The organism is Enterococcus sp. CSURQ0835 (genome assembly GCF_902706605.1).
Classification (GTDB): Bacteria; Bacillota; Bacilli; order Lactobacillales; family Enterococcaceae; genus Enterococcus_A.
In genome coordinates, this window is sequence record NZ_CACSLH010000006.1 from 1 (window position 1) to 15,944 (window position 15,944).

16 protein-coding genes and 3 pseudogenes are annotated in these 15,944 nt (G+C 39.7%); 5 read left to right on the forward strand and 14 right to left on the reverse strand.

Annotated elements, in window-relative coordinates; translation table 11 throughout:
• Window positions 1–118: 118 nt before the first annotated feature.
• From GVJ38_RS03825 to GVJ38_RS03845, 5 genes and pseudogenes are all read right to left on the reverse strand, one after another.
• The gene (locus GVJ38_RS03825) at window positions 119–604 is read right to left on the reverse strand and encodes a dihydrofolate reductase (protein ID WP_159721852.1); all 486 of its coding nucleotides are present in this window, start codon (window positions 602–604) and stop codon (window positions 119–121) included.
• Window positions 605–612: 8 nt separating this feature from the next.
• Complete coding sequence (locus GVJ38_RS03830) at window positions 613–1,560, reverse strand: thymidylate synthase (RefSeq protein WP_159721853.1); 948 nt, start codon at window positions 1,558–1,560, stop codon at window positions 613–615.
• A gap of 14 nt (window positions 1,561–1,574) precedes the next feature.
• Window positions 1,575–3,461: an ABC-F family ATP-binding cassette domain-containing protein gene (locus tag GVJ38_RS03835; RefSeq protein WP_159721854.1), complete on the reverse strand. Its 1,887-nt coding sequence runs from the start codon at window positions 3,459–3,461 to the stop codon at window positions 1,575–1,577.
• Window positions 3,462–3,605: 144 nt separating this feature from the next.
• The gene (locus tag GVJ38_RS03840) at window positions 3,606–4,211 is read right to left on the reverse strand and encodes a MarR family winged helix-turn-helix transcriptional regulator (RefSeq protein WP_159721855.1); all 606 of its coding nucleotides are present in this window, start codon (window positions 4,209–4,211) and stop codon (window positions 3,606–3,608) included.
• An 852-nt stretch (window positions 4,212–5,063) separates the two neighbouring features.
• Window positions 5,064–5,416 (reverse strand): annotated as a pseudogene (locus tag GVJ38_RS03845) (transposase); the annotation flags it as partial.
• Between the two features lie 205 nt (window positions 5,417–5,621).
• Between GVJ38_RS03845 and GVJ38_RS14260 the strand changes: the two are divergent.
• Both GVJ38_RS14260 and GVJ38_RS03855 read left to right on the forward strand, forming a co-directional pair.
• A complete protein-coding gene (locus tag GVJ38_RS14260; RefSeq protein WP_235032806.1) occupies window positions 5,622–6,212 on the forward strand; it encodes a streptococcin A-M57 in 591 nt (196 codons plus the stop codon).
• 2 nt (window positions 6,213–6,214) lie between these two features.
• On the forward strand, window positions 6,215–6,661 hold the full coding sequence (locus GVJ38_RS03855) for a hypothetical protein (protein ID WP_159721857.1): 447 nt from the start codon (window positions 6,215–6,217) through the stop codon (window positions 6,659–6,661).
• A gap of 351 nt (window positions 6,662–7,012) precedes the next feature.
• Here the strand turns inward: GVJ38_RS03855 and GVJ38_RS14265 are convergent.
• The 5 genes and pseudogenes from GVJ38_RS14265 to GVJ38_RS03875 all read right to left on the reverse strand — a co-directional run.
• Window positions 7,013–7,325: pseudogene (locus GVJ38_RS14265) on the reverse strand (IS30 family transposase); the annotation flags it as partial.
• Between the two features lie 161 nt (window positions 7,326–7,486).
• Complete coding sequence (locus tag GVJ38_RS03860) at window positions 7,487–7,939, reverse strand: hypothetical protein (RefSeq protein WP_159721858.1); 453 nt, start codon at window positions 7,937–7,939, stop codon at window positions 7,487–7,489.
• A gap of 59 nt (window positions 7,940–7,998) precedes the next feature.
• A complete protein-coding gene (locus GVJ38_RS03865; RefSeq protein WP_159721859.1) occupies window positions 7,999–8,376 on the reverse strand; it encodes a thioesterase family protein in 378 nt (125 codons plus the stop codon).
• 17 nt (window positions 8,377–8,393) lie between these two features.
• On the reverse strand, window positions 8,394–9,608 hold the full coding sequence (locus GVJ38_RS03870; protein WP_159721860.1) for a CCA tRNA nucleotidyltransferase: 1,215 nt from the start codon (window positions 9,606–9,608) through the stop codon (window positions 8,394–8,396).
• A complete protein-coding gene (locus GVJ38_RS03875) occupies window positions 9,605–9,952 on the reverse strand; it encodes a nucleotide pyrophosphohydrolase (protein ID WP_159721861.1) in 348 nt (115 codons plus the stop codon). The genes GVJ38_RS03870 and GVJ38_RS03875 overlap by 4 nt, the downstream gene beginning before the upstream one ends.
• 237 nt (window positions 9,953–10,189) lie before the next feature.
• On the opposite strand from GVJ38_RS03875, the gene GVJ38_RS03880 reads away from it, so the two are divergent.
• Window positions 10,190–11,092, forward strand: coding sequence for a YitT family protein (locus GVJ38_RS03880; protein WP_159721862.1), 903 nt, complete (start codon window positions 10,190–10,192; stop codon window positions 11,090–11,092).
• A 221-nt stretch (window positions 11,093–11,313) separates the two neighbouring features.
• Here GVJ38_RS03880 and GVJ38_RS03885 read toward each other — a convergent pair whose 3' ends face one another.
• From GVJ38_RS03885 to GVJ38_RS03900, 4 genes and pseudogenes are all read right to left on the reverse strand, one after another.
• On the reverse strand, window positions 11,314–11,550 hold the full coding sequence (locus GVJ38_RS03885; RefSeq protein WP_159721863.1) for a hypothetical protein: 237 nt from the start codon (window positions 11,548–11,550) through the stop codon (window positions 11,314–11,316).
• A gap of 170 nt (window positions 11,551–11,720) precedes the next feature.
• Window positions 11,721–12,044, reverse strand: coding sequence for a hypothetical protein (locus tag GVJ38_RS03890; RefSeq protein ID WP_159721864.1), 324 nt, complete (start codon window positions 12,042–12,044; stop codon window positions 11,721–11,723).
• A 251-nt stretch (window positions 12,045–12,295) separates the two neighbouring features.
• Window positions 12,296–14,428, reverse strand: coding sequence for a peptide cleavage/export ABC transporter (locus tag GVJ38_RS03895; RefSeq protein WP_159721865.1), 2,133 nt, complete (start codon window positions 14,426–14,428; stop codon window positions 12,296–12,298).
• A gap of 341 nt (window positions 14,429–14,769) precedes the next feature.
• A pseudogene (locus GVJ38_RS03900) lies at window positions 14,770–14,958 on the reverse strand (response regulator); the annotation flags it as partial.
• A gap of 492 nt (window positions 14,959–15,450) precedes the next feature.
• On the opposite strand from GVJ38_RS03900, the gene GVJ38_RS03905 reads away from it, so the two are divergent.
• The gene (locus GVJ38_RS03905) at window positions 15,451–15,636 is read left to right on the forward strand and encodes a Blp family class II bacteriocin (protein WP_159721866.1); all 186 of its coding nucleotides are present in this window, start codon (window positions 15,451–15,453) and stop codon (window positions 15,634–15,636) included.
• Window positions 15,637–15,659: 23 nt separating this feature from the next.
• A complete protein-coding gene (locus tag GVJ38_RS03910) occupies window positions 15,660–15,941 on the forward strand; it encodes a hypothetical protein (protein WP_159721867.1) in 282 nt (93 codons plus the stop codon).
• The last annotated feature ends 3 nt before the right edge of the window (window positions 15,942–15,944 follow it).

A 15,944-nucleotide genomic window follows, 5' to 3' on the forward strand; every position in this document is an offset into this window, starting at 1 on the left:
AATTTAATAAAACGTACAATTTCTGGAATAAAAGTCATCCGCTGCGTAAGCATTCGACTTTTTTGCAATTTTGAATGAAACATAGTTTTCAGATTTTTCTGAAATTATTTGTGCAACACTAGTGATACGTCTCAAAATAATAGGGATAGGGATTGTTGGCATCTTTTTCGCCGACTTTTTTTTCCACTAAGTGCCAGCGGGTCCAATCAATTTCCGGAAAATACGCGTCGCCGGTAAATTCCGCATCGATCAACGTGCGATAGAGACGATCACAGTTAGGAATAAATTCTTCGTAAACTGCCGCGCCGCCTGCGATAAAGACATCTTGCTCACAGCGGGCCGCGTAATCTAAGACCGCTTGTTTGTCGTGGAGCACTATGACGCCAGCTGGTGCGATGTAATCTTTCGCACGTGTCAACACGATCGTTTGACGGTTAGGCAGCGGCCGGCTCCCCATCCCTTCAAACGTTTTACGCCCCATTACAAGTGTCTGATGTTCCGTCATCTGTTTGAAAAATTTCAAATCATTTGGCAAATGCCACGGCAAGCGGTTGGCTTTACCGATCAAGCCATTTTTAGCTTGCGCCCAAATTGCAATTAACATCGCGTCACCTAAACAGCTACCGGCGCTTTGATCGCCGGTGCTGGGTCGTAGCCTTCTACTTTAATGTCATCCAGCTCAAAGTCAAAGATCGATTGCTTGTCTGGATTTAATTTCAAGGTCGGAAAGGCTTTTGGCGTCCGCGTCAATTGTTCTTTCATTTGCTCGATGTGATTCAAATACAGATGCACATCGCCAAACGTATGAACGAAATCCCCAACTTCGAGGCCGGTCTCGTGGGCGATCAAATGCGTCAACAGCGCGTAGCTAGCGATATTAAACGGCACTCCTAAAAAGACATCGGCACTGCGCTGATACAGCTGACAACTGAGCTTGCCGTTATTGACGTAAAATTGGAACAACGTGTGGCACGGCGGTAGTGCCATCGTCGGTACGTCTTCAGGATTCCAAGCTGATACGATCAAGCGGCGCGAATCAGGATTTTTTTTGATCATCTCGATCACATCCCCTAATTGATCGATAAAACCGCCCTCTTTTTTCTCCCAGTGACGCCACTGGGAACCATAAATGTGCCCCAGATCACCAAATTTTTCCGCAAAGTCTGCGTCGTCTACGATCTGCTGACAAAAAGCTTTCAACTCTTGCTGGTATTGCTGATTGAACGCTTCATCGACTAGCGCTCGCCGGCCAAAATCAGTCATATCCGGTCCGGTGTAGTCTGGAGAATTGACGTAACGCTCAAAGGCCCACTCGTCCCAAATATGATTGTTATGTTGTAACAAATAGCGAATATTCGTGTCGCCTTTTAAAAACCACAGCAATTCACTTTTGATCAAGCCAAACGGAACTTTTTTCGTCGTTAACAAAGGAAATCCTTCCTGCAAATCAAAACGCATTTGGTAGCCGAATAAACTTTTGGTCCCGGTACCGGTGCGGTCGCTTTTTTCATGGCCTGTCTCTAACAATTTCCGGCCGAGATCTAAATACGCTTGTTCCATTTTATTTGTCTCCTTTATTGATCCGCTCGTTCGCTCAAATATTCCCAGCGGTCCATTTTTTCTTCTAGGGCTGCCTCGGTATCCGTGACAGCTTGCTGTAATTCTTGCAATTTGGTGAAATCATCACCTTGGTGGTTCATGTCTTCTTTTAACTGTTCGATTTTTTCTTCTAATGCGGCGATCTCATCTTCGATCACTGCCCACTCTTTTTGTTCATTGTACGATAATTTTTTCTTTTTCGGCTGCGTCTTTGCGGCATCAGTTTTTGTTTTGACTGGTTTCAAATTTTTTTCAGTTGCTTGCTCTTGGGCTAAAAAATCAGTGATTGAGCCAAAATAACGTTCGATCACACCGTTGCCTTCAAAGATCAACAATTTCTCAGCGACTTTATCTAAGAAATAGCGATCATGAGACACCGTGATGACCGTTCCAGCAAAATCACGCAAATAATCTTCCAACACTGTCAAAGTCGCGATATCTAAATCATTAGTTGGTTCATCTAATAACAATACATTCGGCTGTTGGATCAATAATTTCAATAAATACAAGCGACGTTTTTCGCCACCGGATAATTTTTTGATCAACGTACCGTGCATAAAACGTGGAAATAAAAAACGTTCCAACAATTCAGCGACACTGATCTGCGTCCCATCGGCTTGTTTGACCTCGCTTGCGGCTTCTTGCAAATAACTGATCATCCGCTTGTCAGGGTCCAACGCTTCATTTTGCTGCGTGTAATAAGCCAACTTAACTGTCTCACCGACTTCTAACACGCCAGCATCAAGCGGAATGCGCCCGGCTAAAATGTTCAACAAGGTCGATTTACCCGCGCCGTTTTTCCCCGTGATCCCTAGCCGTTCCCGTGCTTGGATCAACAGATCGAAATGCTGCAAGATCGTTTTACCATCGATCGTGTAGCTCGCGTCTTTTAATTCCAAAACTTTTTTACCTAAACGGGTCGTGGCGATCGTCATTTCCAATTGCTCATTGGCTTCGACTTGATTGAGATTTTCTTTCAAATCTTCAAAGCGATTGATGCGGGCTTGCTGTTTTGTCGTGCGGGCTTTCGCTCCGGCTCGCATCCAAGCCAGCTCTTGTTTATATAACTGCTGCCGCTTGTTTTCTTGTTCGGCTTCCACTCGATCCCGCTCCGCTTTTTGTTCGATATACGCTTCATAGTTGCCGGTATATTCATACAATTTTCCAAACGACAATTCAAAGATCCGTGTCGTGACGCGATCTAAAAAGTAACGATCATGGGTCACCATCAACAGTGCACCAGTGTAATGCTTCAAATAATTTTCCAGCCACTCGATCGCATCATAGTCCAAGTGGTTGGTGGGCTCGTCTAATAATAACAGATCTGGCGCATCGATCAAGACTTGCGCGAGACCGACGCGTTTGACTTGACCTCCTGAAAGCTCGCCGATTTTTTTCTCTAACGTGGCGATCCCTAATTTTTGCAAGATCGCTTTGGCCTCGGAATCCGCATTCCACGCATCTTCTTTATTCATCGCTTCTTCGGCTTTAGTGTAGCGAGCCAATAACGTTTCATCAGTCGGCGCTTCATTTAACGCTAACAGCGCCGCTTCATACGCGCGAACGGTTTGCATCAACGGATTATTGCCGGCAAAAACTGCGTCTAACACCGTCGTCTCCGGCGAAAACGTTTGCGTTTGCGCTAAATACCCAATGCGATAATCATTCGGCTGTTCAATCGCCGACACATCTCCGTCGCCGCTATCCAGTCCGGCTAAAATATTCAACAAACTCGTCTTACCGGTCCCGTTGACGCCAATCAAACCGATGCGATCTTTTTCGTGGATCATAAACGAGATCCGATCAAACAACGTCTTATCACCAAACGTCTTATGTAAAGCTGTTACTTTCAATTCTTTCATCTGCGCCACCTCGAAATTTCTCTAAGCCATTGTAACAAAAAAAAAGGAAATGCGACACATCTTTGTGCCACATTTCCTGGGACTTGCTAATTGGTAGGCCAGCTAGATTTCTCCCGCTGACTTTTTGCTTATTTTATTTTTCGGCTATTCACCAAAATCAAAATCATGGAAATGCCGCATCCCATCATGGGGACCGCCGTGACCATGGCCATGCATCCCGCCATGACCGTGTCCGCCGCCGCAGCCAGGACCAAAGCCTGGATGTCCGCCAAAGCCGCCGCGACCACCGCCAAAACCAGCAAAATTATCTTGTTCAGGCGCATCACCGATCTGGTCTTTGATTGCGTCATTCAACTTGTCCAGTAAACGGCTGAACTCTGCTTTTTCTTCCTCAGAAAAATCCGCGAACAGTTCATCATCAAATTGAGGTCGTTCGCCAACTTTTTCAGCTTCGGCTTGACCTAGTTCCGTTAAATGGATGATCATCACGCGGCCGTCTTCTTCTGATGGTGTGCGGGTGATCCATTCTTTGTCTTCCATTTTTTTCAACAGTTCACCAACGGATTGAGGCCGCATGCCTAAAACAAAGGTCAATTCTTTTTGGCTGATCTCCGGATTCAATTTCAATAACGCTAAGACCCGACCTTGTCCGCGATGAGGACCAAAAGCTTGGCCTTTGCCCATCTTACTATGGAAGTAACGGTGCAATTCTCGTTGGGTATTCATAAAATCATTCATCATGTTTGACATAATATTCGCTCCTTTAAGTAATTAAGGTACCTTACAAAAAGAAGTATACAGGTACCTGATCGTTTTGACAAGAGATAAACCGCAATTTATTACGGTACCTTATTTATTTCTTAATGATTGGGGCATTCATTAAAAAGTATGTACTCTCATATGTCTGTTTTTCTGTGCCACGCTTAACTTACCAAGGAGATAGCAATGCTAGCAACTAATTACAGTGATTTTCGCAAAAATCTGAACAGCTAGCTGGATTCCATTGACTAATACGTTCAGGATGATTTACTGACGTTTCAAGATTATTTTTATCTCTTGAAATCAGCATGTGGTATATTCAACTTGTTTCAAAAATAGCCTTACAAGAAGGAGAGATTCCCATCAACAAATTAGAATTAAACACTAAAGAATTGCAAAAGCTCCACGGAGGATGCATACGTCACTAAAAACTGCACACAGCATAGAGAGAGGTCACGCTTTTGAAACACTTAGTTAAAAAAACAAGAACGCAATCAGCATTTTTTATTGTACTCATGTATCTAGCAACAAAAGATGCCTTTAATATGTGCAATTTTTTATTGGGTACGAGTATTGCATGTAGTTTCTTTTTTTAGGGAATTATTTGTATGATAAGAAAAGCTGAGCGAAACCGTTTGACTCTCAAAAAATAAGGTGAAGACTCTAGCAAAACCTCCCCTCTTTCTTCATCTTATTTCCGAAGCTAGCTATTTTTAGACTTGGGATCACAAATTTTTTATTGGTCCCAAATGTCAAATTAAGTTGGACAAATCATTTTCATTCATGTAACTCAAAAAAACTTCCAATGGTGTTCGATAATTCAATGACTTTTAATGTAAGAACATCGAAGAACCCTTTTTCAAACATCCGATAAAGCGTACGTACTGAACAATTGATTGGATACTCTGCTCGACCGATAATCACATCCGGCACCACCCTTGAGCCACTTTCTTTTAAATGTAGTCTGTTTGTTCAGAAGCTAAGAGGATTGGATGTCTACCGCACCGAGTCTTGTTTTGTTTGTACTGTTGGTAATAATCTAAAACAGTGTTTCCTTGTTCTAAAAAGTGATACACCTTGTAAATCGTTTGTTTTGAACGCTGTAAGTTGCGTGCAACTGAGGTAACCGGGGCACCAATTTTGAAATAAGAGGCTATCATCACGAGTTCGTCTGTTGTAAGATGGGCATAGGTCATTTGTACTCACTCCTTATAATTCTTTGGTCGGAACTATTTTGAGCGTAGCACAAATGACTTTTTAACTGTCTAGCTTAATTTTACAATTAACGATTCAAAAAAATTAACTTTTGAATAATCAGAAAATTAAAAAGACATTTACAATTTATTTTTTATTTGATTTAATTAGAAATGTAGCAAAAATAACTTATTAGGAGTGGGAAAAATGTTTAAAAAGTCAAAGGTTTTTTGCTTTATCGCAACTGCTTTGTTGGGAATAACACCATTAATCACTAGTGCTTCAGGTGCTTTCGCTGCTGAGGTAGCATCACAGGAAATAACAAATAAAAATATTCAAACTGATAACGAAATATCTGATGAAGAACTAGTTTCTGAACTTAGATTTTACTTTGAAGAAGCTGGTTACTTAGATAGTAATAACCAGTATGTAATAACTGATCTGCAAGCATTGCAAGCAAGACGAAATATAGGGGGAGATAGAGCGTTAGCAGCTGATTTTTTCTTTAATACTTTAGTTTCTCCACAATTGCAGCGTAACGGATTTGGAGAGTATGCTAAATGTGTAATTTTGAATTCTATTCCATTTGGAAGTATTGTCTATGACTGTTTAACTGGCCAATCAAAACTTCAAGCATTTGTGAATGCTCTTGCTAGTAAAAATTTTGATTATGCTGTTGATATGTTAAAAGGTATTGCTGCTACAGTCTTAACTCCGGCGCAGTTAGCAAAATTTAATTGGGTAGTAATAGTAGTTTCGGTCGGAGCAACAGCGGTTTCTTGTGCGGCTGGTAGATAAAATTGTCATATGAAACAAGTCAGTATGAAGAATTTATCAAAAAAATAGGTTTAGTGCCTAATCATAATTTTTGTTTAGGATTTAGATATCCAAGTAAAATTATTGATTGGATAAAAATGCCAATTATAGACGCATTGATTTATAAAGTCGATTTACTTATTTTTACGGAGAATGAAATGATTGTTAAGAGAATTGGTTCTATATTTTCTACAGATGGATTAGATGATAATAATATTTATAAAGATTATTTTAGAATAAAAAAGTCTGATATAAAAAGCTTTTCTATAGAAAAAAGAACTACGATCAGCCCTCAAATAAGCTATTGGCTAAAAATTAAAATTTCTAATAGAAAAAGAAGTCTAATCTTTTTAATTTTTGAGAACACAACAATTCCATCATCAAATATACAATTCCTTATCAAAAGTAATTTTTGTGGACTCCGTTCATAAAGGTGCTTTGTTTCAATAAGAAAAGATTAGTTTTCCAAATATGTTAGCGGGTTTCTGGGTTTCTAAGCCTAATTGTTAAATCGAGAGTCTATCTAAGTAGCTATTCTAGATAGATTCTTTTTTTGTAATGTTGTACTTTGAAGAATTGAATCATTTATTATAATGTACTTCTCCTGTGTTTGAGTCATATTAGGAACACAAACTGTCTTTAGGGTAATATGAACAAGGTTATCGAGGCTGAGAAACCGTATGAATAAAGGAACTTTGGGCTATTTTGGCCCGAAGCTAAACGCCGCTTTTCTACCGGATTAAAAAACTCTGCATGGTGTCTTGCAGGGGTGAGGCGTTAACTGAATAATTGATTGGATACTCTGCTCGACCGATAATCACATCCGGCACCACCCTTGAGCCACTTTCTTTTAAATGTAGTCTGTTTGTTCAGAAGCTAAGAGGATTGGATGTCTACCGCACCGAGTCTTGTTTTGTTTGTACTGTTGGTAATAATCTAAAACAGTGTTTCCTTGTTCTAAAAAGTGATACACCTTGTAAATCGTTTGTTTTGAACGCTGTAAGTTGCGTGCAACTGAGGTAACCGGGGGGCACCAATTTTGAAATAAGAGGCTATTATCACGAGTTCGTCTGTTGTAAGATGAGTATAGGTCATTTGTACTCACTCCTTATAACTCTTTGGTCGGAACTATTTTGAGCGTAGCACAAATGACTTTTTAACTGTCTAGCTTAATTTTACAATTGGCGTGATAAAATTTTATCATCCCTCAAGCAAAAAAACTTCCAACTGCTTACGCTCGTTGGAAGTTTTTTGCTTTAAAATTCGCCGCCATACACCATATCGACATCTTTTTCGGGATCGATCACGATGTAGAGGTTGTTCGTTTTTTCTGAGATCTTCGTTGATTGGTAAATATTGTCCAAGCCTTCATTGTCTTTATCTTTATACGGGAAGTACACTAGATCAGGTCGACCAGTATGGTACAAGATCTCCATGCGTTCGATGTCTTCGAATTTTGTCGCGCGTTCAAACATCCCCATCTCTAAGCCGCCAAGGTTGATATCAGATGTCAACACGTGATCACCTTCTTGGTAGATCTCGACTTTGAAGCCGGCACACGGATGGATCTCAACAAATTCACTGCCATGGATGCGGCCAAAACTCGTCGTGATGTGTTTGATCCACAGATCGCCGATAAAGCGCCGTTCGATCGTCCACGTCTCACCATTGCGGAAATAAAACTTTAATGCTGTCATTTCTCTTGCCATGCTCATTCTCCTCACAATTCTCTTAATGCTTTCATTTTATCACAACTAGAAGTAAACGGTCACACATTCTGATCTTGCGCTAATTTTTCCATAAAATGAGCAGCGTTGACGATCACCCGCTGATGCTGGGCTTCCCCGACTTTGCGGGTGCCGTCTGTTGCGGTCAATTGAAAATCAACGCGATTTTTGTGCTGCGCGCAGATTTCTGCTGTCACCGTGATCGTTGCCCCCACACGGCTAGGTGCTAAATGTTTTAGCTCCATCGTAAAGCCAACGCTAGTTTGTTCTGGTTGTAACACATCGGCTAACAGTTCTTTGGCACAATTTTCAAACATCGCGACCAAACTAGGTGTCGCCAACACGTCCAAATCTCCAGAGCCGACGTGTTTAGCTGTTTGTTGCTCGGTCACAGAATAGTCTTTGACCAATTGTTCCATCTTAATGTCCTTCTTTCTTATTCATTTGGTTGAGCAAATGTTTTGGCTGCAGCGATCAAGGCATCGGCTTTATTTTCCAAACGTCTTTCCACGACCGCGCGTTCTAAATGTTGGAGCGTCTCATGAATCCACGGTCCGCGCGGCAATGTGATTTCCTGTAACAAGTCACTACCTTTTACCGCCAAGTCTTTCAATGAATGCAGCGGCAGATTTTGATAGACCAGTCGCACGCGGGGCAAATTCGGTTCTTGTCCGTAATACCGCAACAAATATTCCGTTGAAAGTGCCAGCTCCCGCCCTAACTGATACAGCGTCCACTCGTCCCACTCTTGTTTTTTACGAAAGGCTAATGCGGGAACCATTTGCCGGACATCTTTGATCAGTTGATTGGAACATTTCCACTCTTTTAAAAATGGCGCAATCTCGTTTTCAGCTAACCGCAGCTCCATCACTAACAACGTCCACGCTTGGCGCTCAGTTGGGATCGCCGGGCCTGTGAGATCCGCAAACCGCAACAACGCTTCGCCGGCTTCTCGCAATCCCGGGCAATATTCGTAACACTCTGATTCCACAAACGACGCCAGGCCTGCTTGGCGAAATGAGCCGATCAACAATTTGACGAACTCGACATTGATCCGCTCAACAGAAATTTTTGCCAGAAGCGAATGGTATTCATGGATCGCTTCAAAGGTTTCATTTTCCAAATTAAAACCCAGCTGACTGACAAATCGCAACGCCCGCATCATCCGCAACGCGTCTTCATGAAACCGTTCGTAAGGATTGCCCACCGCGCGCAAGACTTTGTTCCGCAAATCGACTAACCCGTCAAATAAATCGATCACCGTGCCATCGATCCCGACTGCTAGTGCGTTGATGGTAAAATCGCGCCGTTTCAAATCTTCTTTTAACGACCGAACAAACTCCACCGAATCCGGCCGGCGGTAATCTTGATAGGTTGATTCCGTCCGAAACGTCGTGACTTCATACGTGTCTTCGCGAGTCACCACCATCACCGTGCCGTGATCGATCCCGACATCGATCGTCCGCTGGAATAAACTTTTGACCTCAGCGGGAAACGCGCTAGTGGCGATATCAACATCATGGATCGGTTTATTCAGTAGGATGTCTCGCACACTACCGCCGACATAATACGCTTCAAAGCCAGCTTGTTGCAACGTTCGCATGATCGGCAGCGCCCCTTGAAATTCTAACGGTAACGTTTCTAATCTCATTTTTCTGCTCCTGTCTGACCATCTTTGCGCGGAAATCGAAATTGATCGCGCGCGTAAAATTTCTGCATATTGGCATTGAAACTTTCCGTTAGATCAATGTCTAGTGAATTGGCCATGATCAAAGTCACGAACAACACATCGCCTAATTCTTCTTGGACTGTTTTTGGTTGCTCACTCGTTTTTTTCGGTTTCTCACCGTAGTAATGGTTGATCTCACGGGCCAACTCCCCGACTTCTTCGGTCAAACGTGCCATCTGAGCCAGCGGTGTAAAATAACCGGCTTTAAATTGCTGGATATACGCATCAACTTCTTGCTGCATCGCAACTAAAGTTTTTTCTTCCATCGAATCACCTCAAAACTATCTTAACAAAAAACACTCCGCTTTCCCATCATGTTGTTGTAACCGATGAAACTTCATGCTATGTTAGAAGAGAATAAGACGCGTCAAGCAGATCATAAGCGGCAAATCAAGAGGCGGTGCAGCAGTTCATTTCTGTTTCCCGCTAGCTGGAAGAGAAGTAGCTTCCAGTTTCTTGGTTTGTCCTTCTTCTTGTCTGGTGCGATTAAGGAGGTAGTTAGTATGGAAACAACAACGACTATGACGCGGATCAAAGAGATCTTTTTCATCGTCGTCGGCACGGCGATCTACGCGTTTGGGCTGGTGTATTTGAATATCGCCAATCATTTAGCAGAAGGCGGCGTGACCGGGATTACCTTGATCATCCGAGCGCTTTTCGGGATCGATCCCGCTTATACGACGCTTTTGATCAATATCCCGCTGATTTTGATCGGGGGCAAAATTTTAGGGAAACGTTCGTTTTATTACACGATCTTAGGAACGGTGTGCTTGTCTGCTTTTTTATGGATCTGGCAGCGCGTACCCTTTACCATCAATTTGGATCACGATCTGTTTATCGTCTCACTGTTAGCCGGGATCTTCGCCGGTTTTGGTAGCGGCTTAGTCTATCGCTACGGCGGAACGACCGGAGGAGCCGATGTCGTCGCGCGAATTTTGGAACAAAAAAAAGGCCTCACGATGGGGAAATCACTCTTAGTTTTTGACGCGATCGTCTTGTTGTGCTCGCTTTCGTATCTTGATTTGAAACGCATGATGTACACGTTGATCGTTTCGTTTGTATTTTCTCGGGTCGTCGATATCTTATCTTCTGGTGGTTATGCCGCAAAAGGTGTGATGGTCATCTCCAACCGCAGCGAAGAGATCGCGCAACTATTGATGGAGCATTTGGAACGCGGCGTGACGTATTTGCACGGTGAAGGCGGCTTCTCGTCTGATCTGAAAAAAATCATCTACATCGTCGTCTCGCCACAAGAGATGAACGAGTTGAAAAAAATCATCAATACCGTCGATGAAAAAGCCTTCATCTCCATCATCAATGTGCATGATGTCGAAGGCGAAGGCTTTACTTTCTTAAAACCCCAACGTCGAAAATTCCGCTTGAAAAAGCCGAAGAAAGTTGGCTAGAAAAGTTCGCAGCTGCTGAGGCTGTGAACTTTTTTTGTGGTAAAAAAACGAATAACTTTGAGGAAAAATCGGATGATCAGCATGACAGATCACCCGTTCAAACTATCAGACAGGCATTGAAAGAATAGAAATTTATTTACTACGTTTTTTGACACGATAAAGGCCTAAGATTCTTTTGCTATTGTGCTTAGGGTTCTTGTGAATGAGGTAAAGAATCATTCTTAATTGAGCAAAATATCTTTCAAACTGTTCCAATAGGTTTTCTTGCCAACAATAAGGGATAATTCTCCCGTCAATCCATAACGATTATTGAAATTTTTAGGTGAGGCCAAAATACCATTAACGATGCAAAAAGCTCCTTGCTTAGAAGTGTTACTAGTCTCGGAAATTTCAGTTAAAGTGCCTTTAATAACAGTTGGAGCCACACCTTTTTTATCTAATTTAAAATGAACTTCCATTCCTGTTCTAACTGACGTCATTTCATTGGCCGGTATTAAAGTTTTATTTTTTATATAAGCTTCTGTTAACTCAGATAACTTTTGCTTTGTTGAAGCTATTACTTGTTCTTTTATTTACTTTATCTTTTCATTTTAACTCTTTTTTTCATTATCAGAGCTGATTGGAACAACTAATTTTGCTTGTTCACCTTGAATTCGTTCGATTTCTTTTTTAGCTGTGCAATTTGTTCATCAATCGTTGCTAAAATCATTGCTTTTAGCTGATTTTTTTGTTCTTCTGGTGTATCCGATAATTGAAACTGCCAAGATTGATACTTTGTTTGTAGTTCATTAGAGAATCCTTGAACATTTTGTTGACTTATCCATACAGAACGAACAGCTCCCCATTCATTCTGCTCATTTTGATATATGTTTAATTGCTGGGAAAGCTGTATTTGAGTTTGTTGGTAGCTCTGCTGCGCCTTTTGATTTGTTTCTATACTTTGTTTATTCACATAGTTACTAGATGCCTTCTCCGCCAATAAACTGTTTAGCTGATTGCTATTATCATCTCCTGAAAAGAGATTTCTACCTTGAGTTAAATTATCAATAAATAATTGACCTGCTTTCTTTTGTTCATCAATTGTTTTATTTGTTTGTTCAAGTTGGCGTTTTTCATTAACTAAATTAGCATTATCGAATTTCTAAGTATAAATATTAGAATAATCTGACCACTCTTGTTTTCCATCGTTACCTTCTCCCCATACTAAATTTCCCAAAGTTTTTGGTAAATACCTTGATTAAATCTCAAAAAATCATGTGATCCCTGCTCTACAAAATAGCCTTCATGAAGGACAAGTATTTGATCACACGTTTTAGCAATCGGTAAGCGATGAGTAATAAAAAGTAAGGTTTTATCTTTAAGGTTAAGAAGATACTCTAAAATCATATGTTCCAACAATGTGTCCAATCCGCTAGTCGCTTCATCTAAGATAAGAATATCAGCATCCTTTAACAATGCCCTAGCGATTGCTAATCTTTGTCGTTGCCCCCCAGATAAATTGGCTCCACCTTCTTCTAACACTGTTTCAAAACGCAAGGGTTGTTCATTGATAAAATTACTAAGTTGGACAGCATGACAAACTTCTAGGACTTCATCAAAACTTGGAGAAAAAGGTAAGCCAAAGGTTAAGTTCTCAAAAATTGTTCCACTAAAGAAAAAAGATTCTTGCGGAACATATGTTACATGTTCTCGTAATTGTTTATAGTCAATGTCTAAATGATTGATTTCTCCATACTGAATTGCGCCTCCTGTAGGCAAATAGAAATTTACAAGTAATTTCGCTAATGTTGATTTGCCAGAACCACTTACCCCCACCAAAGCTATTTTACTATTTGCAGGAATAGTGCAAGAAATATTTTTTAACGTAGATTCTTTCATATTATAGGAAAAAGATAGATTATTTATCTTAATTCCTTGTTGAAAGTTATCGTTAGAAATACTACGATTGACTCCAATATTCACTTGTTCTGACTCAATGGCAAAGACTTCATTTAATCGTTTATTAGCTACTTGAGCAGTTTGCATCTTTACTTGTAAATCAATAATATTTTGTAATGGATCTGTAAAAAATACAAGTAACGCATTATATGTGATGAGTTGCCCTAAAGTAATTGTACCCTCCATTACGTAATAAGATCCTAACCAAAGAATTAACGCATTACTAATTAATTGGATGATGTGTTTTAGTCCTTGTTGTGCGTTTCCTAAAGTAATAGTACGGAGAGACTTTTTCATTAGCTTAATAAATTCTCGATTTACGTGATCATATACCTTTTCTTCCCCACTATAAGCTTTAATTGTTTCCATGCCTTTAAGGCTCTCAATGATACTTGAATTCAGTGTGGCTCCCGCAGACATTTCTTCTTGATTCGCTTTTTCATAACTTTTGACAAAAGCTAAAATTGCCACGAGGTAAAAAGGTAAAGAAGCCACAGTGATAAAAAAGAGGGTTGCATTTTGAATAGCTAATGTAGTCCCAACTATTAAGACCATTCCGATATCTAGAAAGGCAGAAAGAGTAGCGCCAGTCAAAGCATCAATAACTTTATTCGCATCTAAGAAACGTGAAATAATTTCTCCTGATTTTCGCGTTGCAAAAAAGGTCATGGGAAGCGACAAAACATGTTTAAAGTAGCTCAACATGATCGCCATACTCATTCGTTGCCCTAAAATTACTAATAGATAGCTGCGGCTATATTCAAAAAGAACTCTGAATAAATAGACAATTATTAACCCAATAGAAATAACATTTAATGTTGACTTAGCTTGGTTAGGTATAAAATAATCTAAGATTCCTTGATAGTAATAAGAACTGCCAATACCAAATAAAGTGATGAAAAATGCTGCCAAAACGATATGAAAAACTAAATTCCTTTGTTGCCAAATAATTGGTAAAAACGAACTTAAACCAGCAGCTTTTTCTTTGTTAGGCGTATAAGAATCCTTGGGAGTGGGCAGAAGTAATACACCAGTCCATTCTTCTGAGAAGTCATCAATTTTCTTTCTACTTTTTCCCTTTGCTGGATCTGCGATAAGTAACTGCTCGCCAATGATTCCATATACAACTACATAATGCATGTGACTGTTATCAACAATTACGTGAGCAATCAACGGGATCGGAAGTTCTTTCTCTTGCCATACATTTTTTTCTGCCTGAATAGCTAAACAGTCAAAATCCAATTTTTCCATTGCTGTTTTTAGTCCAAAAACCGAGGTTCCTCTCAAGTCTGTCCCTGAAAATTCACGGAGTTTATGGAAGGAAATCTCTGTTTTATAGTATTTTAAAATCATAGCTAAGCAAGCGACACCACAATCTTTTTCATCTAGTTGCCGCATTCAAGAAAACGTTTTCATGAGCTAGTTTTTATCCTTTCCAATAATGAACTGATTACTTCTTCAATAATTCTTTATTTTGGAATCTTCTCAATCGAATAATTTCTTGTTACCTTTGGTTCAAAATAGAGTCCTCATTCTTTAAAGTCAAACTCCACTATCTGTAGGAAAATTAGTCAAACATTTCTGGCTTGCACGAAATAATTACAGGTAGCGTCTGCTATCTCACCTAATTTCCTAGAAAATTTATATTGACTGTTTTTGTCGTTTAGACCGACTCAATGAGGAGTGTAGTGGGTTCAACAAAATAGATTTCTTACCTAGCAACCGGAAAAAATTGTGAGCTGATTGAAAACAGAATCTTTTGTGACAAAGCCTAAAGCTTTGATGTGATGTTGAATTGTTAGCGGAATCAATTCATCATGTGTCGTGATAAAAATAATTTTGGCTTGAACATCTTTTTCCCGGATCTCTTCTGCAAGATCAATTCCATTCATCGTATGATTTAAATCAATATCGAGAAAATAAATTCCCTATCTCGGTAAGATATTTCCAAAATAAGTAATAAGCATATATAAGAATGATATTCGATCTCCCACTAGATAGCTGGACTATAAAAGTAATCGGTAAAATAAACATGATAACTGATGCTCGCTTCTTAATTATTACACGTTTATTCACTGCTAAAAACAATTCATAAAAAATAGCAGATCTCGAAATAATCATAAGCTATACACTATCGTCTCTATTCAACTCAAATTCATCTAGCGACTTTTTTCACTAGTTTTTATTTTCACAGTCAACACTCCCCCATTGTCAATAACTTAAGAGTAGTATGCCATAACTTTAAAATTAAAAGGGAAGTCTTCCTGAACCTCAGGGGAACTATTCCTGAATGAAGTATTTTACCGAAATAAACCATTTAAGAAGAAAAACCACGGGTTCAGGAAGGATTTTTCAAGAGAAAAAAAGTTATGATATAGTCACGTTGTACCAAAAAATAATTAGAAGGAGCGTGTTAAAACATGCAAAATGTTAAAGAATTGACTGTTCAAGAAATGCAAAAAACTATCGGTGGTGACGATGTAAATTGCGCCATTAACACAGTAGGTGGAGCATTAACCGGAGGCTTTGGCGGAGGTGTTGTGGGATTTTTTGGATCATGTGTTAGATGGGGATATAATAAAAAACCTCAACATGGTTGGCATTAATAGGTTTTATAGGAGATAACTCCATGACTGATAAGAAAAAATCAAAGGTAGTTTTTTATAGTTTTGGAATTATAGGATTATTTTTGAATAAACTAAAAAGAAATAATTCTATTCTCCGAAGTAAAAAGAAAATTTTTTTTATAGCATCAATGATCTTTGCCCTATCATTAATTTATATGGACATAGTTCTATATTTGTTTGGATACAGTATGCCTAAACAAAAAATGATATATTTTAGCATAATTTCAGTTTTTAGTATATTGTATGGCATTTCTGCAGCCAATTATTTTCATAAATCCAAATAAATA